The organism is Sulfitobacter mediterraneus (assembly GCF_016801775.1).
GTDB lineage: Bacteria > Pseudomonadota > Alphaproteobacteria > Rhodobacterales > Rhodobacteraceae > Sulfitobacter > Sulfitobacter mediterraneus_A.
In genome coordinates, this window is sequence record NZ_CP069004.1 from 3,158,423 (window position 1) to 3,179,971 (window position 21,549).

The 21,549-nt window shown below is 58.3% G+C and carries 21 protein-coding genes; 15 read left to right on the plus strand and 6 right to left on the minus strand.

The genetic code is table 11. From position 1 onward, the window contains the following. Positions 1-67 precede the first annotated feature (67 nt). Complete coding sequence (gene gcvP, locus JNX03_RS15605) at positions 68-2,914, plus strand: aminomethyl-transferring glycine dehydrogenase (protein WP_203209922.1); 2,847 nt, start codon at positions 68-70, stop codon at positions 2,912-2,914. A 66-nt stretch (positions 2,915-2,980) separates the two neighbouring features. Here gcvP and JNX03_RS15610 read toward each other — a convergent pair whose 3' ends face one another. Genes JNX03_RS15610 through JNX03_RS15620 form a run of 3 tightly spaced genes read right to left on the minus strand, consistent with a single transcriptional unit; the run spans position 2,981 to position 7,061 of the window. Beyond that, the gene (locus tag JNX03_RS15610) at positions 2,981-3,865 is read right to left on the minus strand and encodes an inositol monophosphatase family protein (protein WP_203209923.1); all 885 of its coding nucleotides are present in this window, start codon (positions 3,863-3,865) and stop codon (positions 2,981-2,983) included. A gap of 14 nt (positions 3,866-3,879) precedes the next feature. Then, the gene (locus JNX03_RS15615) at positions 3,880-6,396 is read right to left on the minus strand and encodes an ABC transporter permease (RefSeq protein ID WP_203209924.1); all 2,517 of its coding nucleotides are present in this window, start codon (positions 6,394-6,396) and stop codon (positions 3,880-3,882) included. After that, on the minus strand, positions 6,393-7,061 hold the full coding sequence (locus JNX03_RS15620; RefSeq protein WP_203209925.1) for an ABC transporter ATP-binding protein: 669 nt from the start codon (positions 7,059-7,061) through the stop codon (positions 6,393-6,395). The genes JNX03_RS15615 and JNX03_RS15620 overlap by 4 nt, the downstream gene beginning before the upstream one ends. A gap of 48 nt (positions 7,062-7,109) precedes the next feature. Here JNX03_RS15620 and JNX03_RS15625 point away from each other — a divergent pair, with 48 nt between their 5' ends. From JNX03_RS15625 to preA, 5 genes are all read left to right on the plus strand, one after another. After that, a complete protein-coding gene (locus JNX03_RS15625; protein ID WP_203209926.1) occupies positions 7,110-7,751 on the plus strand; it encodes an arylesterase in 642 nt (213 codons plus the stop codon). A 3-nt stretch (positions 7,752-7,754) separates the two neighbouring features. Beyond that, positions 7,755-8,372, plus strand: a complete 618-nt coding sequence (locus JNX03_RS15630; RefSeq protein WP_203209927.1) for an SOS response-associated peptidase — start codon at positions 7,755-7,757, stop codon at positions 8,370-8,372. Between the two features lie 139 nt (positions 8,373-8,511). Beyond that, entirely contained in the window at positions 8,512-9,834 is a 1,323-nt protein-coding gene (locus JNX03_RS15635) for an NAD(P)-dependent oxidoreductase (protein WP_203209928.1), read from the plus strand. 43 nt (positions 9,835-9,877) lie between these two features. Beyond that, complete coding sequence (locus tag JNX03_RS15640) at positions 9,878-10,699, plus strand: class I SAM-dependent methyltransferase (protein ID WP_203209929.1); 822 nt, start codon at positions 9,878-9,880, stop codon at positions 10,697-10,699. A gap of 20 nt (positions 10,700-10,719) precedes the next feature. Then, complete coding sequence (gene preA / locus JNX03_RS15645) at positions 10,720-12,021, plus strand: NAD-dependent dihydropyrimidine dehydrogenase subunit PreA (protein WP_203209930.1); 1,302 nt, start codon at positions 10,720-10,722, stop codon at positions 12,019-12,021. Positions 12,022-12,044: 23 nt separating this feature from the next. On the opposite strand, the gene JNX03_RS15650 is transcribed toward preA, so the two are convergent. Beyond that, on the minus strand, positions 12,045-12,407 hold the full coding sequence (locus JNX03_RS15650; protein WP_203240808.1) for a hypothetical protein: 363 nt from the start codon (positions 12,405-12,407) through the stop codon (positions 12,045-12,047). 113 nt (positions 12,408-12,520) lie between these two features. Beyond that, the gene (locus tag JNX03_RS15655) at positions 12,521-13,099 is read right to left on the minus strand and encodes a TetR family transcriptional regulator C-terminal domain-containing protein (protein ID WP_203212267.1); all 579 of its coding nucleotides are present in this window, start codon (positions 13,097-13,099) and stop codon (positions 12,521-12,523) included. Between the two features lie 189 nt (positions 13,100-13,288). On the opposite strand from JNX03_RS15655, the gene JNX03_RS15660 reads away from it, so the two are divergent. The 9 genes from JNX03_RS15660 (at position 13,289) to JNX03_RS15700 (ending at position 20,830) form a co-directional block, all read left to right on the plus strand. Continuing rightward, positions 13,289-14,539 carry a Zn-dependent hydrolase gene (locus JNX03_RS15660; protein ID WP_203209932.1) on the plus strand — a complete coding sequence of 417 codons (1,251 nt, stop codon included), beginning with the start codon at positions 13,289-13,291 and terminating at the stop codon, positions 14,537-14,539. Positions 14,540-14,610: 71 nt separating this feature from the next. Further along, positions 14,611-14,823: a hypothetical protein gene (locus JNX03_RS15665; RefSeq protein ID WP_203240750.1), complete on the plus strand. Its 213-nt coding sequence runs from the start codon at positions 14,611-14,613 to the stop codon at positions 14,821-14,823. After that, entirely contained in the window at positions 14,820-15,143 is a 324-nt protein-coding gene (locus JNX03_RS15670) for a hypothetical protein (protein WP_203209934.1), read from the plus strand. Before JNX03_RS15665 ends, JNX03_RS15670 begins: the two co-directional genes overlap by 4 nt. 66 nt (positions 15,144-15,209) lie before the next feature. Next, complete coding sequence (gene hydA, locus JNX03_RS15675) at positions 15,210-16,670, plus strand: dihydropyrimidinase (protein WP_203209935.1); 1,461 nt, start codon at positions 15,210-15,212, stop codon at positions 16,668-16,670. 57 nt (positions 16,671-16,727) lie between these two features. After that, on the plus strand, positions 16,728-17,513 hold the full coding sequence (locus tag JNX03_RS15680; protein WP_203209936.1) for an ABC transporter ATP-binding protein: 786 nt from the start codon (positions 16,728-16,730) through the stop codon (positions 17,511-17,513). A 63-nt stretch (positions 17,514-17,576) separates the two neighbouring features. After that, positions 17,577-18,440, plus strand: a complete 864-nt coding sequence (locus JNX03_RS15685) for an ABC transporter permease (protein ID WP_203209937.1) — start codon at positions 17,577-17,579, stop codon at positions 18,438-18,440. Continuing rightward, entirely contained in the window at positions 18,440-19,279 is an 840-nt protein-coding gene (locus tag JNX03_RS15690) for an ABC transporter permease (protein ID WP_203209938.1), read from the plus strand. The genes JNX03_RS15685 and JNX03_RS15690 overlap by 1 nt, the downstream gene beginning before the upstream one ends. Before the next feature lie 37 nt (positions 19,280-19,316). Next, entirely contained in the window at positions 19,317-20,306 is a 990-nt protein-coding gene (locus JNX03_RS15695) for an ABC transporter substrate-binding protein (protein ID WP_203209939.1), read from the plus strand. Positions 20,307-20,374: 68 nt separating this feature from the next. Next, positions 20,375-20,830, plus strand: coding sequence for a macro domain-containing protein (locus JNX03_RS15700; RefSeq protein ID WP_203209940.1), 456 nt, complete (start codon positions 20,375-20,377; stop codon positions 20,828-20,830). A 70-nt stretch (positions 20,831-20,900) separates the two neighbouring features. On the opposite strand, the gene JNX03_RS15705 is transcribed toward JNX03_RS15700, so the two are convergent. After that, complete coding sequence (locus tag JNX03_RS15705; RefSeq protein ID WP_203209941.1) at positions 20,901-21,452, minus strand: L,D-transpeptidase; 552 nt, start codon at positions 21,450-21,452, stop codon at positions 20,901-20,903. Positions 21,453-21,549 lie beyond the last annotated feature (97 nt).

The window sequence follows — 21,549 nt, forward strand, 5'->3', positions numbered from 1 at the left end:
CGCATGATGCCCGCCGGGGATGCCTCCGGCGGGAATATTTACAGCCAAAAAGAAAAGGGCGGGTGCCATGACCTTCAAGCCTACCGATTATCTTCCGTATGATTTTGCCAATCGCCGCCACATCGGCCCGTCACCCGAAGAGATGACGCAGATGTTGGAGACGGTTGGTGCCAAGTCTTTGGACGCGTTGATTGATGACACCCTGCCGGGCGGCATCCGCATGAAAGGCAAGCTGGATTTCGGCAAGGCCATGTCAGAGCGCGAAGTGCTGGAGCACATGCGCATCGTCGCCTCCAAGAACAAGGTGATGACCAGCCTGATCGGTCAGGGCTATCATGGCACGGTTACCCCTCCGGCCATTCAGCGGAACATTCTTGAGAACCCGGCGTGGTACACCGCCTATACGCCTTATCAGCCTGAGATCTCGCAAGGCCGGCTTGAGGCGCTTTTGAACTTTCAGACCATGATCAGCGATCTGACCGGTCTTGAGGTCGCCAATGCCTCGCTCTTGGATGAGGCAACAGCCTGCGCCGAAGCGATGACCATGGCGCAGCGCATGTCCAAGTCCAAGGTCAGCGCCTTCTTTGTGGATCACGATTGTCATCCGCAGAACATCGCGGTGATGAAAACCCGCGCGGCCCCCTTGGGCATCGAGATCATCGTCGGCGACCCGGACAAGATGGAAGCGGACAAGGTCTTTGGCGCGATATTCCAGTATCCGGGCACCTATGGCCATGTGCGCGACTTCACCAGCCACATTGCCGCGCTGCACGAGAACAAGGGCATTGGGATCATTTCTGCCGATCCGCTGTCCTTGACCCTGCTGAAAGAGCCGGGGGAGATGGGCGCAGATATCGCCGTTGGCACCACACAGCGTTTTGGTGTGCCCGAAGGATACGGTGGCCCGCACGCCGCTTATATGGCCTGCAAGGATTCGATGAAACGGTCCATGCCGGGCCGGATTGTCGGGGTATCTATTGATGCCCATGGCAATCGCGCCTACCGCCTGTCGCTGCAAACCCGCGAACAGCACATCCGCCGTGAAAAAGCGACTTCCAACGTTTGTACAGCGCAAGCTTTGCTGGCGGTGATGGCGTCGATGTATGCCGTGTTCCACGGGCCGAAGGGCCTCAAGGCGATTGCACAGCGCATCCACCGCAAGACCGTGCGTCTGGCCGAAGGGCTGAAACAGGCGGGCTTTGAAGTGCGCCCTGCGACCTTCTTTGACACGATCACTGTTGAAGTTGGTCCATTGCAATCTGCCGTGATGAAATCAGCGGTTGAAGAGGGCGTAAACCTGCGCAAAGTGGGCGAGACCAAGGTCGGCATCACCCTGGATGAGCGCAGCAAACCCGCCACGATCGAGGCGGTTTGGCGGGCCTTTGGCATTGATCGTGCGGACAAGGACTACACCCCGCATTACCACATGCCGGAGAAGCTGATCCGGCAAACCGAATACCTCACCCACCCGATCTTCCACATGAACCGCGCCGAAACCGAAATGATGCGCTATATGCGCCGTCTGGCGGACCGCGATCTGGCGTTGGACCGGGCGATGATCCCGCTGGGCTCTTGCACGATGAAGCTGAACTCGGCCGCCGAAATGATGCCGGTGAGCTGGCGCGAATTTTCTTTGATGCACCCGTTTGTGCCGGACAATCAGGCGTTGGGCTACAAGGAGATGATCGACGATCTGTCCTCCAAACTTTGTGACATCACCGGCTATGACGCGATCTCCATGCAGCCAAACTCGGGCGCGCAGGGGGAATATGCGGGCCTGCTGACCATTTCGGCCTATCATCGCGCCAATGGCGAAGGGCACCGCAACATCTGTCTGATCCCGATGAGTGCCCATGGCACCAACCCGGCTTCGGCCCAAATGGTGGGCTGGAAGGTCGTACCGATCAAATCTGCCGAAAACGGTGATATTGATCTGGACGATTTCCGCGCAAAGGCACAGCAGCATGCGGAGAACCTTGCCGGATGCATGATCACCTATCCTTCGACCCATGGGGTGTTTGAGGAAACCGTAACCGAGGTGACCAGGATCACCCATGAACACGGTGGTCAGGTCTACATCGACGGGGCCAATATGAACGCCATGGTGGGCCTGTCGCGCCCCGGTGATCTGGGCGGCGATGTGAGCCATCTCAACCTGCACAAGACCTTCTGCATCCCCCACGGCGGCGGAGGCCCGGGCATGGGACCCATTGGCGTAAAGGAGCACCTGATTGCGCATTTGCCGGGCCATCCGAACGATGGCGGCAGCGCCGTGTCGGCGGCGCCATATGGCTCGCCTTCGCTGCTGCCGATCTCATGGGCCTATTGCCTGATGATGGGCGGAGACGGCCTGACCCAAGCCACCCGTGTCGCGATTCTGAATGCCAACTACATCGCCAAGCGTCTCGAAGGTGCCTATGACGTGCTTTACAAGGGGCCATCAGGCCGGGTGGCGCATGAGTGCATCATCGATGTGCGCCCCTTCGACGAAAGCGCTGGGGTGACGGTGGATGACATTGCCAAACGTCTGATCGACTGCGGCTTCCACGCGCCAACGATGTCCTGGCCTGTGGCAGGTACGCTCATGGTTGAACCGACGGAAAGCGAGAACAAGGCAGAGCTGGACCGGTTCTGTGATGCGATGCTGGCGATCCGTGCAGAGATTGATGCCATTGAGAAAGGCGATATGCCACGCGAGAACAACCCGCTTAAGAACGCGCCGCATACGGTTGAGGATCTGGTGTTGGAATGGGGTGAACGCCCCTATACCCGCGAACAGGGCTGTTTCCCTCCGGGTGCATTCCGGGTGGATAAATACTGGCCACCGGTGAACCGCGTTGACAACGTGCATGGCGACCGCAACCTGATTTGCACATGCCCGCCGATGGAGGACTACGCTGAAGCGGCGGAATGATCCGGCGGAATTGAGAAATGGCAAAAGGCGGGGCTAAAGGCTCCGCCTTTTTTGCATCTGACCCGTTCAGGCGCTGTTCGGCTCTTGCCTCACAAGAAAATCAAAGACCTTGCGCAGCCGGTTCCATGTGGTGCGGTCCGGCGCGACCAACAGATGACCGTCGCGGCGGGCGGCGGTATAAGGCCCACCGTCCAGCATTTCCACATGGGCACCGGCCTGCGCACAGATCAATGCTCCGGCGGCGTGATCCCACGGGTGCAACATTCCTGTCAGAAGAAAATCCACATGGCCCTGGGCCACCATCCTGTATTCATGCGCAGAACAGCGCAGGCTGCTGATGCGGGCGAAACTTGGCAGAGTCGCAGCGACCTGTCGCAACACCGGCCCATTGAACAGGCTGAGCGGGATATATCCTGACAGGTTCTCAATCTGCTTGCCCATTGCAACCTTCAGCCGCGTGCTGTTGCCATTGGCCTTTTGCATTTCAGCGAGGTCCGTCGCGCTGTCCGCAATGGCCCAATCGTCGGCAATTGGATCGTAGATCAGCCCAAAACCGGGTTTGCCAAATTGCGTGACCGCAAGGATCACGCCAAAGACCGCCAGCCCATGCGCAAAGTTCCACGTGCCATCCACCGGATCGAGAATGAACGCCAGGGGCGCAGCGGCCAAACCGTCCAACAGGGACGGATTTTTGGAAACAGCTTCCTCGCCGATCACCAGGGCATCGGGAAATGCGATCTTGAGCGCCCGTGTCATCATCGCCTCGGCCTCCAGATCGGCGCGGGTCACCAGATCGTCGGGGCGTGATTTGCTGCTGATATCTGCGGCAGCGAGGGCGCGAAAACGCGGCAGAATTTCTGCCTTGGCGGCGCGGCGGACAATGTTCAGGACGTGCTGCTGCTGCGCGGGGCGCAAGGCGGGGGGCAGGGGGGCCGGCAAGTCCTGGGTCATGTCACATCCGGTTGCTATTCACGGGCACGCAGAACCTGCGCGGGCCGGGCATTGAGAGACCTCAGCGCAAAGCCGAGGCCGGCAAGGACGGTGGCCAACACGCCGCCTGCAATGATCATCAGGGCCGATGGCCAGATGATTGTAAAGTCGGTTTCCATCACAAATCGGCTTACCGCCCAACCACCCAGCACCCCTGCAAGCAAGGCAACCGCCCCGGCAAACACACCCAAAAGCGCGGCACGCAGCATGAAGCTGGCTGCGATGGCACGGCGTGATGCGCCCAGTGTTTTCAGAAGTGCGGCTTCGTAGGTGCGGGCCTGCGCCCCGGCTGCGGCGGCCCCGATCAACACCAGAAATCCGGTCAGCAGGGTCGCCAAAGCGCCATAGGACGTAGCGGCCGCCAGACCGGCCAGTACAGCAGAGACCCTGTCAATCGCGTCGCGCACCCGAATGGCGGTGATGTTCGGGTAGGCGCTGGCCAGATCGCGCAATATCTGCGCTTCGGCTTCCGCTTCGGCATAGACAGTTGAGATATACGTATGCGGTGCGCCGGACAATGCAGCGGGGTTCATCGTCAGAACAAATCCGATACCAGCGGTGGAAAAATCGACCTCTTGAAAGCTGGCGATGGTGCCCTTGATATCGCGGCCCAGCACATTGATCGTCAGTGTGTCGCCCAAAGACAGGCCAATCTCTTCGGCCTCTTCGGTGGCAAAGCTGATCAGCGGCGGGCCGGAATAATCCTCGGCCCACCATGAGCCGGCAGTCAAACGGGCATCGGGGTCAGGCGCGGCGGCATAGGTCACGCCGCGGTCGCCGCGCACCACCCAGTGATCGCCTGCAACCTCGTCGGCGGGCTGTCCATTGATCTTGGTGATAACCCCGCGCAGCATGGGGGCGCTGTCGATGCGGCTGACGGCAGGGTCATTTTCCAAGCGTTCGGTATAGCCGTCGATCTGATCTTTCTGGATATCGACAAAGAAATACGAGGGCGCAACATCCGGCAAATTGCCGGAGATCGCATTGCGCAGGTTTCCGTCAATCTGGCCCACAGCGGCCAGCACCGACAGGCCAAGGCCCAGTGACAGAACCACCGCGCCGGCTCCTTCGCCCTGACCGCTGATCGCGGCGAGGGCCCACCGCAGGCGGGGACGCCCACGTGCCAGCCGCGCCGCACGGCGCGACAACAGGCGCAGCAGACCAGCGGCGAGAACCAACAGCAAAAGCGCTCCGGCGATCCCGCCCAATGTCCAGAGTGTGAGCATCCAAGATCCGTTGAACCAGGCCGCCAGCCCGACCAGCGTGGCGACAATCAACCCGATCACTGCCAGATACCGGGGCGCAGGAAGGCGCCGGGCGCCTTGCCATGCATCGCGGAACAATGTGGCGGCCCGCACGTCTTCGCTGCGGGCCAGGGGCCAAAGGGTGAAGGCCAGTGCGGTCAGCAAGCCATAAATTGCGGCCTCGGCCAAAGGCAGTGGGTAAAACGCAAAGCGTGCAGGCACCGGCAGCCGCGCCTCGATCAGTGGCGACAGCAGCATCGGGGCAACCGCGCCAAGCACCACACCAATCATCACACCCAAGATCGACAGGATGCCGATCTGGAGGAAATAGGTCTGAAAGATCGTCGCGCGATCCGCCCCAAGGGCGCGCAAGGTGGCGATCACCCCGGTTTTGCCATTCAAGTAAGACCGCACAGCCGCAGACACACCCACGCCGCCCACCGCCAGACCGGAAAGTCCGACTAGCACAAGGAACGCCCCAAGACGTTCGACAAAACGGGCCACACCGGGGGCGCCGTTCCGCGCATCCGTCCAGCGCATTCCGCTGTTTTCAAATTGCTCCAATGAGTCATTCTTCAGCGCGTCAAGATCAGTATCTGGCGGCAAGGTCAGACGGTATTTGGAGTTAAACAGCGTCCCCGGCCCCAATAACCCCGAACCATCCAGCGCATCACTGTGCAAAAGGGTGCGCGGACCAAGGGCAAAACCGCTGGCCGCGCTGTCAGGTTCGCGCAGGATCAGCGCGGACAGGTGGTAGGTCTTGCGTCCAAGCTGGAAAGTGTCACCCGCCGCAATGCCAAGCCGGTCAGACAGCGCCCGTTCCATCACCGCGCCGGGATGTCCTCCTTGATCGGCCAGCGCTGCATCCAGGGGCATCGCCGGGTCAAGAACCATCTGCCCGACCAAGGGATAGGCATCATCAACGCCTTTGATCTGCGTCAGTGCCCTTTCGTCGCCCACCACTGCCATGGACCGAAACTCAACAATTTCAGAGACGGACGTTGCGCGGCCCGCGATCCAGTCCTGTTCCTCGGCGGTTGCAAACCGGTAGGTGAAATCCAGCTCTGCCGCGCCGCCCAGAAGGGCCGCACCTTCGCGCTGCAAACCAGCCTCAATCGCAGCGCGGACTGACCCAACGGCGGCAATCGCGGCTACGCCAAGCGCGAGGCAGGCCAGAAACAGACGAAAGCCTTTGAGGCCGCCGCGCATTTCACGGCGGGCAAAGCGGCTGGCAAGAGACAGGCTCATGCGATTTTGCCGTCGGCCAAGGCCACGGACCGGTCGCACCGCTCCGCGAGCGCGGGATCATGCGTCACCAGAACCAGCGTCGCGCCATAGGTGTCTCGCATCTCAAAGAGCAAATCCATGATCGCGCTGCCGTTTGTGCTGTCCAGATTGCCGGTGGGTTCATCGGCAAGCAAGATCGCCGGGCGGGGCGCACAGGCTCGCGCAAGGGCGACGCGCTGTTGCTCGCCGCCAGACAATTGGGCGGGGTAGTGATCAACGCGGTGGCCAAGGCCAACCGCCTCCAACGCCTCACGCGCACGATCAAAGGCATCCGTCTGACCCGAAATTTCCAGAGGCGTGGCAACATTTTCCAAGGCGGTCATGGTCGGGATCAGGTGAAAGGATTGAAACACAATCCCCATGCGTCCTTGCCGGAATCGCGCCAGGGCATCCTCGTCCATTGTGCTCAAATCATGGTCTAATGCCTCAACCGTGCCGCCGGTGGCCTGTTCCAGGCCGCCCATCACCATCAGCAAGGAAGACTTACCAGACCCGGAGGGACCAACCAATGCAACACTTTCGCCGCTGTGGACCTTCAGGGAAATTCCGCGCAGGATATCGACCTGTCCGGCATTGCCTCTGAGCGAAAAAGCCACATCTTTAAGCTGGAACACGAGGTCTGTCATAGGGCCGCCTTTAAATAGGTATCTGCTGGATATGGAGGTCAGTTTGAAATGCGCAAGGTAATGATTGGATTTCTGGCCTGTTTCGCAGGGACTGCGCAAGCCGATGAGGTGGTTATTGCCGCCTTGGGCGACAGTCTGACCCAAGGGTATGGCTTGCCCGCCGAACAAGGGTTTGTGCCGCAATTGCAGGCCTGGCTGGATGCGAATGGCGCGGACGTGCGATTGATCAATGCCGGGGTTTCCGGCGATACCACTGCCGGCGGTTTGTCGCGGGTGGACTGGACCCTGACACCAGATGTGGACGGTATGATCGTGGCTTTGGGCGGCAATGACGTGCTGCGCGGGCTGCCACCGGAACAAGCGCGGCAGAATCTGACCGGTATCCTGACCGCCGCCCAAGCCGCCGAGGTCGAGGTTTTGCTGGTTGGTATGCAAGCGCCGGGGAATTATGGCGAAGACTACAAGGCCGATTTTGAGGCGATCTACCCCGACTTGGCCAAGGATTTTGAAACTCTCTATCTCGAAAGCTTTTTCGCGGGGCTGACAGAGGGAGAGGAAAACGAGGATCTGAGCGCCTATCGGGCGCTGTTTCAGGGTGACGGGGTCCATCCAAATGCCGAAGGCGTGGCGATGATCGTGGCCCGGTTCGGGCCGGAGCTGTTGGAGCTGGTCAATCAGATAAAGGGCTAACCGATGCCCGGTCGCCTGTTTTTGACATCACCCCTTGCGGAGATAAGCGATGTTCTGGGCATCGATACATCAGCGTATGATAATGACCCGCCCCGCCATAACATCGCACCGGGCCAAGAGATTCTCTGCCTCACCACCAAGGGCGTTTCCCGCATGAGGTGGGGCATCATTCCAGTGGGCCGCGTCAATGCGCGGGGCCGTCCGGTGATGGAAACGCTGATCAACGCAAGATCAGAGACGGTTTTTGAAAAATCCGCCTATGAAGGCACAGGGCGGGCGGTTGTGCCGGTAGACGGCTGGTATGAGTGGACCGGCGAGAAACGCAAAAAGACCGCGTGGCGGATAGCGGCAAAGGATGGCGGATTGCTTTTCTTCGCGGCGATCACCGATGTCTGGCGCGGCCCCGGCGGCATCAAGGTGGAGCAGGTCGCCACAGTGACTTGCCCGCCAAACGCAGATGTTGAACCGATCCATCACCGCATGGGTGTTCTGCTGAGGCCGAGCGATATCGCGCTTTGGCTGCAAGGGCAGGTCTCAGAGGTGCAGAGGCTCATGGTCCCATGGCCCGAAGGCTTGTTGCGGATCGAGAAAGCGGAAGGCGTTGATTGGTCGGGAGCTTAAGCATCCTGATCCTTGCACATTTCTTTGGCATCCCGCGCCCATGGTGCATTTTCTTACCCTTTCAATAATTTTACCAGTTGATAAAAAAATGAATCCGTGAGACCGTTTTTAAAAATCAGGTCATTCAGGGGTGTACCAGATGTCATCAGACGTTTTTGCCGAAGGGATCAAGCCGGGCCGGTTGGATCAAGAGAGTTATGAGGCGCAGTTTTCGGATTTGCATCCGCCACTTGATGCGCATGAAGCGCTGGTGGCGGCTGACCGCTGCTATTTCTGCCATGATGCGCCCTGTATCACGGCCTGCCCGACGGACATTGATATCCCGCTGTTCATTCGGCAGATCGCCACAGGTACGCCGGACGCGGCGGCCAAAACGATCTTGAGCCAAAACATCATGGGCGGCATGTGCGCACGTGTCTGTCCGACAGAGACATTGTGCGAAGAGGCCTGTGTGCGTGAATTGGCCGAGGGCAAGCCGGTGCTGATTGGTCAGTTGCAACGCTACGCCACCGATCATTTGCAAGAACAGGGCGTGCATCCCTTTGAACGAGGCGCCCCTTCGGGCAAGACGGTTGCGGTGGTCGGTGCAGGGCCAGCGGGCCTTTCTGCGGCGCACCGTTTGGCGATGATGGGGCATGATGTCGTGGTACATGACGCGCGGCCCAAGCCCGGCGGGCTGAACGAATACGGGATCGCCACCTACAAGACCCCGGATGGTTTTGCGCAAGGCGAGGTGGATTGGTTGCTGAAAATCGGCGGCATTACCCTGAAACATGACGTGGCCTTGGGGCAGGGGATCACCCTGCAAGGACTGCGCGATACCTATGATGCGGTTTTTCTCGGGATTGGTCTGGGCGGTGTGAACGCGCTTGGCGCGGATGGCGAGGACAAGGATGGCGTCACCGACGCGGTGGATTTCATCGCTGATTTGCGGCAGGCCAGTGATCTGGCCAGCGTACCGATTGGTCGCGATGTTGTGGTGATCGGCGGCGGTATGACCGCTGTTGATGCCGCCGTGCAGGCCAAGCTGCTGGGCGCATTGAATGTCACTTTGGTCTATCGCCGGGGCCGTGACCGGATGAATGCCAGCGCATTTGAACAAGACCTCGCAGCCTCAAAGGGCGTGCGGATCGTGACTCATGCAGTGCCAAAGGCGGTGCATGGCAATGGCGCAGTGCGTGAGATCGAATTCGAATACGTAGACGAGGACATGAACGGCACGGGCCAGACACTGCGCCTTGCGGCGGATCAGGTGTTCAAGGCGATTGGTCAGACCCTTGAGGGGGACGACCTGCCAGAGCTGGATGGCCGCAAGATCAAGGTAGATGGCACAGGTCGGACATCGCTTGATCGTGTATGGGCCGGGGGCGATTGTGCGTCAGGCGGTGACGATCTGACAGTGACAGCAGTTGCCGAAGGCCGCGATGCGGCTATGGATATGCATGAAGTGTTGAGCGCCTAATGCAATATTTTCACACCACCCTGCCTTTGAATGGACGAGGGGAATGAGCGGCGCTGTCGATCATATCGAACGGCATTATGCGCAGTCGGACCTCTTCGAGAAGATCATCGAAAAGCTTGCTCAGTCAGGGATCGAGGAGGCGCAGATCACTGCGCAAATCCTCAAGCCGATTGATGAGTTTCATATTGGCGGCATCGCGGCAACCAAGGCTTTGCTTGATCCGCTGGGGCTGACTGCGGACACGCGGCTGTTGGATATCGGATCGGGGATCGGTGGAACGGCGCGTTTCATTGCCAGTGAATATGGCATCAAGGTCGTCGGCATCGACCTGACGCCGGACTTTGTAACCTGCGCTGAAAAGCTGAGCGAGATTGTGGGCGCGAAGACGTCCTTTGAGGTGGGCAGCGGAACGCAGTTGCCTTTCGCCGATGCCAGTTTTGACGCGGCCACGTTGATCCATGTCGGTATGAACATCCAAGATAAGGACAAGCTGTTCGCGGAGGCCGCACGGGTTCTGACCGATGGCGGAGTATTTGCTGTCTATGATGTGATGCTGTTCGGCGGGCAGCCGGAATTTCCAGTGCCTTGGGCGACCACGGCAGAGGATTCTTTCCTCGGAACGCCAGCTGACTACCAAACTGCGGCACAAAAGGCAGGTTTCACCCTTGAGATCCGCAATGACCGGGGTGCGTTTGCAAAACAGTTCTTTGCCGACATGCAGGCCAAGATAGCGGCCTCGGGGCCGCCGCCGGTAAGCTTGCCAATGCTGATGGGGGACGCAGCCCCAAACAAGATGGCCAACATGATTGGCGCGGTCCAGGCAGACCACATCCAACCCGTAGAAATGATTTTTAGAAAGGGCTGAGGCCCGACAGGAGACGCAAGATGGCAGATCTTTCTTCGAATTTTATCGGGATCAAATCCCCCAACCCGTTCTGGCTGGCCTCTGCGCCGCCAACGGACAAAGCCTACAATGTGCGCCGCGCATTCGATGCAGGCTGGGGCGGTGTTGTGTGGAAAACCCTTGGGTTAGACCCACATGTCGTCAACGTGAACGGGCCGCGTTATGGCGCAATTTACGGTGCTGACCGACGACTCTTGGGCTTGAACAACATCGAATTGATCACCGACCGTCCGTTGCAGACCAATCTGGACGAAATCAAAGAGGTCAAACGCGACTACCCCGCCCAAGCGATGATCGTGTCGCTCATGGTGCCTTGCGAGGAAGAGCCGTGGAAGATGATCCTGCCAATGGTCGAAGAGACAGGCGCGGATGGGGTTGAACTCAACTTTGGCTGCCCACATGGGATGAGTGAACGTGGCATGGGCTCTGCCGTGGGGCAGGTGCCGGAATACATTGAAATGGTCACGCGCTGGGTCAAGGCGAACACGCGTATGCCAGTGATCGTCAAGTTGACGCCAAACATTACAGACGTGCGCAAGCCCGCCGAAGCGGCCAAGCGTGGCGGCGCGGATGCGGTGAGCTTGATCAACACAATCAATTCGATCACCTCGGTTGATCTGGACCTTTTTGCGCCGGAGCCCACCATTGACGGAAAAGGCGCGCATGGCGGCTATTGCGGCCCGGCAGTGAAACCCATTGCCTTGAACATGGTGGCGGAAATCGCCCGCGATCCGGGCCTGCAAGGCCTGCCGATCAGCGGCATTGGCGGCGTGACAACCTGGAAAGACGCGGCGGAGTTCCTCGCGCTTGGGGCTGGCAACGTGCAGGTCTGCACCGCCGCGATGACCTATGGCTTTAAGATCGTGCAGGAAATGATCTCGGGTCTGAGCGATTACATGGACAGCAAGGGCATCTCATCCGTTGACGAAATCGTCGGCCGCGCGGTGCCAAATGTAACGGACTGGAACCAGCTGAACCTGAACTACATCGCCAAGGCGAAAATTAATCAGGATCTGTGCATTTCCTGCGGCCGTTGCTTTGCCGCTTGCGAGGATACTTCGCACCAGGCGATCGCCATGTCCGAAGACCGCACATTTACAGTGATCGATGAGGAATGCGTGGCTTGCAACCTGTGCGTCAACGTTTGCCCCGTCGAAGACTGCATCACGATGGAGGCAATGGCACCGGGCGAGACTGATCCACGGACAGGAAAAGTTGTCCAGCCGGATTATGCCAACTGGACAACCCATCCCAACAACCCTGCGGCCAACGCTGCAGAATAACATCTCCTCCCGACCTGTTGACCTTACCCTTTCTTGAGAAAGGGCGAGGTTGGCAGCGGATCGGGCATCGACACTTCAGGAAGGCCGGCACCGGGCAAGGGGGCCGGTTTTTCTGTTTGGGTTTGCGCAGCGACGACCGAACTTCGGGTCGCATCCGCAGGGCGGGGAAAGGCGCCGCTGATCCTTTTGCGAAACAGCGCTGCATTTGCGCCTTGATCGCTGGTGCCACTGCTGCCAGATCCGGAAAAACCGGTGCTGTTGCCTGCCGCACGCCCCTGCGCGGCGGCGATGGTCGGCGCGATGACGGGAACAGTGTGGGTATCTGCCGACACACCTGGCGGAGGCGCCTGTGTGACAAAAGGGTTTGAAAGTAAGATAGAACTCATCCTGTGCTCCGATCTTGATCAAGAGGAGCCCGCCACCCGCAATTACCTTGGGGCAAATGTGTAAATGATGTCCTAATACAATGGACCAGCGTCAATTACGGTAAACCAAAGGTTCACGGCGCCAGCAATTTTCGAAACATGGATTGCAGATGGGTGGCAGCGCCGTCAAAAACCTCTGCACCGCCCCCCAAAAGCGTATCCACCTGAACTTCGAAATCGGCATAATGCTGGGTTGTTGCCCAGATCGAGAACAGCAAGTGCCGCGGGTCCACCGGTGCGAGCTTCCCCGCCTTGACCCAACCCGTGATTACGGCACATTTTTCGTCAAACAATGGTTTCAGCCCATCATGCAATTGCGCCCCCATGCGCGGTGCGCCTTGCAGGATCTCGTTGGCAAACAAGCGGCTTTCGCGAGGCAAATCGCGGGTCATGTCCAGCTTGCGCTGCACGTAGGCCAGGATTTCCTCCAATGGATCGCCGCCCGCGTCCATCTCGACCAAAGGATCAAGCCAGGTTTCCATCAACTGGCTCAGCAGCGTGACGTGGATCTCTTCCTTGCCGTTAAAGTAATAAAGGATATTGGGTTTGCTCAGTCCGGCCTCAGTCGCGATCTGGTCAAGAGTCGCGCCGCGATATCCATGGCGGGAAAAGACTTCGAGGGCGGCATCAAGGATCACGCGGCGATTGCGCATCTGAATGCGACTTGGCTTTTTCGTATCTGGCACCGTGGCGAAATCCTTGTTGTTGCCGCAAAAACAGGCATCCTAGGTCTATACCGCCTTTGCAGGTAAAACCAGTTCTTGACAGGGAACATGGTAGACGCAATCGTGTATTTACCAAATGGTAAAATTTCTGATGATAGCCGATCAAGGAGCCCGCCCATGCCTGCCCCCGGAGAAAACCTTAAGATCAACCCCGATCGTTTGTGGGACAGTCTGATGGAGATGGCTAAAATCGGGCCGGGCGTGGCAGGCGGTAACAACCGCCAGACACTCACCGATGAAGATGGTGAAGGCCGGTCGCTCTTTCAAAAATGGTGCGAAGATGCAGGCTGCACCATGGGGTTGGACCAGATGGGAAACATGTTTGCCCGCCGCGAGGGCACAGATCACGATGCATTGCCCGTCTATGTGGGCAGCCATCTGGACACCCAGCCAACAGGCGGCAAATATGATGGCGTTTTGGGGGTTCTGGGCGGGCTTGAGATCCTGCGCACGATGAATGATCTGGGGATCAAGACCAAACATCCGATTGTCGTGACCAATTTTACCAATGAAGAGGGCACGCGCTATGCGCCCGCGATGCTGTCATCGGGAGTGTTTGCTGGCATTCATACGCAAGACTGGGCTTATGACCGCGAAGATGCCGAAGGCAAGAAATTTGGCGATGAACTCAAGCGGATTGGCTGGCGCGGCGAAGAAGAAACCGGTGCCCGCAAGATGCACGCCTTTTTCGAACTGCACATTGAGCAGGGCCCGATCCTTGAGGCGGAGGGCAAGGACATCGGAGTTGTCACGCATGGGCAGGGTCTGAGCTGGACGCAAGTGACGATCCACGGCAAGGACAGCCACACCGGATCAACGCCAATGCCGATGCGCAAGAATGCCGGGCTGGGCATGGCGCGCATTTTGGATAAGGTCGACGAGATTGCATGGTCCCATGCGCCCCATGCCGTTGGCGCGGCGGGGCATATTGATGTCTTTCCCAACTCACGCAATGTGATCCCGGGCAAGGTGGTATTTACCGTTGATTTCCGGTCGCCGGAATTGAACGTGATCGAAGATATGGAGGCGCGCTTGCGTGTCGAGGGTCAGAAGATTGCCGATGACATGGGCCTTAAGATCGAATTTGAGAAGGTCGGCGGATTCGATCCGGTGGCCTTTGACGAAGGCTGCGTGACTGCGGTGCGCAATGCGGCGGAGCGTTTGGGCTATTCGCATATGAACCTGATCTCCGGTGCAGGACATGATGCCTGCTGGATCAATCGTGTTGCACCTACGGCGATGGTTATGTGCCCTTGTGTTGATGGTCTGAGCCACAATGAAGCCGAAGAAATTTCCAAAGAATGGGCGATGGCCGGGGCGGATGTGCTACTGCATGCGGTGGTAGAAACAGCGGAGGTTGTGGGGTGAGGATAAGAAAATCGACAAATGATCAGGTTGCGCGAAAGTATATCTTGCGGGAGCGAGGGGACGAGGAGCCGATGTACCATATTTGGCCGAACGACCGGCCAATGGATGGTGACGGTCGTAAGAGTAATAAGAGTAAACACGCAATCTCTTTTGCGACGGTCGAAGAAGCGGCGACCCATTTGCTGGCAAATCCACTTGACCAAATTCGCATGAACCCGGGCAGCGCGCTCATTAATGTTGATGTAGTCATCGAAACACGTGGTGATGAGCCGGATCCGATGTGATCAAATTGGAGACTTCAACCGCTCGGCAGATCGATATCCTGCTGGATACCGAACTGGACGAGGCCGCGAAAAGTCAAGACGCCGTGTTGCGGCGGACCGCGCGGGATTTTGTATCACTGCGGTGCCCGCCAACTGAGATCACGGTAAACTTCTCTGGCGGGCTGACTCAGCGCTGTTGGTCGGTCAGTCGGGGCGATGGCACCTACCGGGTGGTCTATCTGCCCAAGGCGGGATATTTCTCGCTATGTGTGGAGAGCGATTTTGGGCCGCTGGATATCGGTGTGCATGGGCCTGCGCTGGGGTGTTTTGGATCGGTTTGACTTGGGGCGCTGCCCCAAACCCCGGAGTATTTTGGGGCCAAAAAGAAAGAAGATGGGAGAAAGACGATGAGCAAGGTGATCAAGGGCGGAATGGTTTGCACGGCAGACCGGACGTGGAAAGCAGATGTGCTGATCGAGGGAGAAACGATCAAGCAGATCGGTGAGGACCTCAAGGGAGATGAATACATCGATGCCGAAGGCGCCTATGTGATCCCCGGCGGCATTGACCCGCACACCCATTTGGAAATGCCCTTCATGGGCACCACGGCGGCAGAGACATTCGAGACCGGCACATGGGCGGCGGCCTGTGGCGGGACCACGATGGTGGTCGATTTCTGTCTGCCCGGCGCGGATGGGTCGATCAAGAACGCGATCAACGAATGGCACCGCAAGTCGGCGCCGCAGATCTGTTCGGATGTGGGCTATCACATGGCGATCACCGGTTGGGACGAGAATGTCTTTAACGAGATGAAAGATGCCGTGGAAATGGGGGTGAACTCCTTCAAACATTTCATGGCCTACAAAGGCGCATTGATGATCGAGGATGATGAGATGTTCGCCTCTTTCAAGCGCTGTGCCGAGTTGGGTGCCTTGCCGATGGTGCATGCAGAGAACGGTGATCTGGTCGCCGAGTTGCAGCAGAAGTATTTCGATCAGGGGATCACCGGTCCGGAGGGGCATGCCTATTCCCGCCCGCCGGAGCTTGAGGGCGAGGCGGCAAACCGCGCGATCACCATTGCCGATACTGCAGGTGTGCCCTTGTACATTGTGCATGTGTCCTGCGAGCAGACCCATGAGGCGATCCGCCGGGCGAGGCAGAAGGGGATGCGGGTTTATGGCGAGCCGCTGATCCAGTTCCTGACTCTGGACGAGAGCGAGTATTTCAACAAGGATTGGGATCATGCCGCGCGGCGCGTGATGTCGCCTCCGTTCCGGTCAAAGGACCATCAGGACAGTTTGTGGGCCGGTTTGCAAGCAGGCAGCCTCCAAGTGGTGGCCACGGACCACGCGGCCTTCAACACCGAACAGAAACGCGCCGGGCGTGATGATTTCCGGATCATTCCAAACGGGTCGAACGGGCTTGAGGAACGTCTGGGCGTGCTTTGGACCGAGGGTGTGGAAACCGGACGCCTGACGCCAAATGAATTTGTCGCGGCGACCTCGACCAATGTGGCGAAGATTCTCAACATCTATCCGCGCAAGGGTGCCATCGTTGAGGGGGCCGATGCCGATATCGTGGTATGGGATCCCAAGATCACCAAGACCATCAGCCCCGCCAATCATCATTCGATTTTGGATTACAACGTTTTCGAGGGGTTTGAGGTCACGGCCAACGCACGCTACACGCTCAGCCGCGGTGATGTGATCTGGGCCTGGGGCCAGAATAGCCAGCCACAACCGGGCCGAGGCAAGTTTATTCCGCGTCCTGCGTTCCCAAGCGCCAATGTGGCGCTGAGCAAGTGGAAGGCGCTGACCAGCCCGAAGATGATCAAACGAGACCCACTGAACATTCCGGCGGGTATCTGATAGGACAAGACATTCAAAAGGGGTGGCCGGGCGCTGCCCCTTTGCGAGGGACATGAAGTGACTGAAAAGCAGAGCGTGATCAGCGCCAAGAACCTAGACCTGACCTTTCAAACCAATGACGGGCCGGTCCATGCGTTGAAAGACGTGAACCTTGAGATCAAGGACGGCGATTTTGTATCGTTCATTGGCCCGTCAGGCTGTGGCAAGACCACATTTTTGCGGGTCATGGCGGATCTGGAGCAGCCCACGGGCGGGACCGTGACCGTGAATGGTGTGAGCCCCGAAGAGGCACGACGCCAGCGGGCCTACGGCTATGTGTTTCAGGCGGCGGGGCTTTATCCCTGGCGCACCATTGGTGGCAATATCCGGCTTCCGCTTGAGATCATGGGGGTGCCACGCGCGGAGCAGGCCGAGCGGGTGCAGCGGGTTTTGGAGCTGGTTGAACTGGCCGGTTTCGAAAAGAAATTCCCTTGGCAGCTGTCGGGCGGGATGCAGCAGCGTGCCTCGATTGCGCGGGCGCTGAGTTTTGATGCGGACATTCTGCTGATGGATGAGCCTTTTGGCGCGCTAGATGAGATCGTGCGCGATCACCTGAATGAACAATTGCTGCATCTGTGGGAACGAACGGGCAAGACCATCGCCTTTGTCACCCATTCAATCCCCGAGGCGGTCTATCTGAGCACAAAGATCGTGGTGATGTCGCCGCGTCCGGGGCGGATCACGGATGTGATTGACAGCCCGCTGCCCAAGGACCGCCCTTTGGACATCCGCGACACGCCGGAGTTTCTCGAAGTGGCGCACCGGGTGCGTGAAGGGCTGCGTGCGGGGCATCAAGATGATTGACCCGCAGTGGACGCAGACAGGTCAGATGAGTTTTTCTAGCCAAATGAAGCAGGGGGGCGGCGCATGAGGGGATCTGTTGTTCCTGTTTTGAGCGTTGTCGGGTTTTTGCTGGTGATGTGGTACGCGGCTGCGGTCTGGCTGAATGCACCTTGGGCCTATGATAAAGCCACGCGCAGCGGTGAGGTTCTGACCACCTCGACCTTGATCGCGGATACGTGGTCACAAGAAAAGCCCAAACTGCCTGCGCCACATCAGGTGGGCAAAGAGATTTGGAAAACCACGGTTGAGAAAAAGATCACCTCCAAACGGTCGTTGATCTATCATTCCTGGGTGACACTCAGCGCGACTTTGCTGGGCTTTGTAATGGGCACCGGACTTGGCATTCTGCTGGCGGTCGGGATTGTTTACAACCGGACCATGGATATGAGCGTGATGCCTTGGGTCATTGCCTCACAGACCATTCCCATTCTGGCGATCGCGCCTATGATCATCGTGGTGCTCAACGCAGTTGGCATTTCGGGGCTTTTGCCCAAGGCGATGATTTCGATGTATCTGTCGTTTTTCCCTGTGGTTGTCGGCATGGTCAAAGGCCTGCGCAGCCCCGATCAGATGCAGCTTGATCAGATGCGCACATGGTTTGCGAGCAAATCCCAGACGTTTTGGAAGCTGCGCCTGCCGGCGTCGATGCCATATCTCTTTACATCGCTCAAGATCGGAATGGCGGCGTCACTCGTCGGGGCCATTGTGGGCGAATTGCCAACAGGCGCGGTGGCCGGTTTGGGGGCACGTTTGCTCGCTGGTAGCTATTATGGCCAGACAATACAAATCTGGTCTGCTTTGTTGATGGCGGCGGCACTGGCAGCGACGCTTGTCGGCATCATCGGGATCATTCAGCGTGTTACGCTGAAACGGATGGGGATGGCGTGATGGGCTGGCTTGTCTTTGCAGCGGTTGCCTGGATCGCGGGTTGGATGCTCAACGTCTGGCTGGCGCGGCGCCCGCCGTCGCGGCTCACGGGGCTGGCCTCTCCCATCGTGTTTGGCATCACGTTGATTGCGGTCTGGGAAGGGGTCGTGAACGGCTTTGAGATCAATCAGGTCTTGTTGCCCGCGCCCAGCGTCATTGCCGTGCGCTTTGCATCCTCCACTGCGATCTTGTGGGTGGATTTTATGCAGACGGTCCTCAAAGGCGCACTTTCGGGATATATCATCGGCTGTGGGTCGGCATTCCTGATTGCGGTGGCCATTGACCGGTTCCCGTTTTTGCAACGCGGGCTGTTGCCGGTCGGCAATTTTGTGGCCGCTTTACCGGTGATCGGGATGGCGCCCATTCTGGTGATGTGGTTCGGGTTTGACTGGCAATCCAAAGCGGCGGTGGTCGTGGTCATGGTGTTCTTTCCGATGTTGGTGAATACTGTGCAGGGATTGCAATCAACCGATGCGATGCAGCGCGACCTGATGCGGACCTATGCGGCGGGCTATTGGAAGACCTTGCTGAAGCTGCGGTTGCCTGCTGCAATGCCGTTTGTGTTCAACGGCCTCAAGATCGGGACAACGCTGGCGTTGATCGGGGCGATTGTTGCCGAATTTTTCGGCTCTCCGGTCAAAGGCATGGGGTTTCGCATTTCAACATCGGTCGGACAGCTTGCGCTTGATCTGGTCTGGGCCGAGATTGTGGTGGCGGCGATTGTCGGATCAGCCTTTTATGGGTTGATGGCGCTGGTCGAAAAACATGTGACATTCTGGCATCCAAGCCAGCGGAAATAACTACGATATGAAGACCAACCAAGAGGGAGATAACAAAATGAAAAAATTTACAAAATTGGCAGCCGGTGCGGCGCTGGGTCTATGGGGGACCATGGCGCAGGCGGCAGACGATGTCACATTGCAGCTGAAATGGGTCACGCAGGCCCAGTTCGCGGGCTACTACGTGGCTTTGGACAAGGGCTTTTACGAAGAAGAAGGCCTCAACGTTACAATCAAACCGGGCGGCCCTGACATTGCGCCCACACAGGTTCTGGCTGGCGGCGGCGCAGATGTAACCGTTGACTGGATGCCATCTGCATTGTCAGCACGCGAAAAAGGCTTGCCGATGGTGAACATCGCCCAGCCGTTCAAAAGCTCTGGCATGATGTTGACCTGCCGCAAAGATGCAGGCGTGACCAGCACAGACGATTTCAAAGGCAAAACGCTGGGCGTATGGTTCTTTGGCAACGAATTCCCGTTCCTGAGCTGGATGAGCAAACTGGGCATTTCGACCGATGGCGGCGATGATGGCGTCACGGTGCTCAAGCAGGGTTTCAACGTGGATCCGCTTTTGCAGAAACAGGCCGCTTGCGTGTCCACCATGACCTACAACGAATACTGGCAGGTGATTGATGCGGGTCTGACACCGGACGATCTGCAGGTGTTCAAATACGAAGACCAAGGCGTCGCGACGCTGGAGGATGGCCTGTATGTTCTCGAAGACAAACTGTCTGATCCGGCGTTTGAAGACAAAATGGTCCGCTTTGTACGGGCGTCCATGAAGGGCTGGAAATATGCGGAATCCAATCCGGATGAAGCCGCGGAAATCGTTCTGGACAACGATGCATCCGGCGCACAGACGGAAATGCACCAAAAGCGCATGATGGGCGAAGTGGCCAAGCTGACCGCGGGCAGCAACGGCGCACTTGATCCGGCCGATTATGAGCGCACGGTGGCATCCTTGCTGTCTGGTGGTTCCGATCCGGTGATCTCCAAAGCGCCTGAAGGGGCCTGGACACATCAGATTACGGACAAAGCGCTGAACTAAAACGACCTTGTATTGAGACGCGAGAGGGCTGGCCACTCGCCGGCCCTTTTCATTTTGAGGAATAACCGATGAAAAAGGTAAAGGGCGATTTGATCGCCTTGGCACAGGCCGGTGCTTTTGATGTGATCGTGCATGGCTGCAACTGCTTTTGCACCATGGGCGCAGGAATCGCACGAGGAATAGCGAAGACATTCCCCGAAGCGCTGGCGGAAGACAAAAGAACGGGTAAGGGGGATCGCGGCAAGTTGGGCCAGATCTCGGTTGCCGAGATTGCACAGGGTGATCTTCGGCTGACGGTGGTCAATGCCTACACCCAGTTTGATTGGCGCGGGCAGGGGCGGAAGGCAGACTATGATGCAATTCGCAGCAGCTTTTCCATCATTGCAGATCGGTTTGCCGGAAAGCGGATCGGCTTTCCGATGATCGGCGCAGGGCTGGCGGGCGGAGACTGGCAGGTGATCGAAGGCATTATCGAAGCTGAGTTGGCCGGGCTCGATTACACATTGGTTGTCTTTGACAGCTAGTATCCTGAGCCTAAGTAAAAAGGGCCGGCGCAACGCCAGCCCTTTCCATCAAACGAATACGCGGCAGGTCTTATAGAACTGTCACAACTGTCCCGACGGGCACACGTTCGTACAGGTCTTTCACGTGCTCATTCAGCATCCGGATACAGCCGTTGGACACCGAGCGGCCGATGGAATTGGGCTGGGTGGTGCCATGGATGCGGAAATATGTGTCTTTGCCGTTCTGGAACAGATACAGCGCCCGTGCGCCCAAGGGATTGTCAGGGCCGCCGGGCTGGGCTTCGGTGTTGCCGATGAACCGCTTGTAGGCTTTGGGGTCGCGTTCGATCATCTCGTCGGTCGGGCGCCATGTGGGCCATTCTTTCTTGAGCGCGATCGTCGCCGTGCCGGTAAATTCAAGGCCGGCCTTGCCGACACCAACGCCATAGCGGATGGCTTTGCCCGGTGCGGTGACGAAGTACAGGTAATGGCTGCGCGGCAGAATCAGCAGTTGACCGGGCTGATACTGGCGTTTGATGCGCACCTCTTGCGGAGTGGGATCATAGGCGGCGGACTCTGCCATGGCGAGTTGTGGAAGGGCGGTGGCGGCCAGCGTGCTGGCCAAAAATGTGCGGCGGCGCATAGGTCGCTCCATGTTCGTTATGTAAAACCAATTTTATTGTCGCAAACTCAGGCGCGTTGGCAACCCTAAGGCAACAAAAAACCGGCCTACTGTTGCC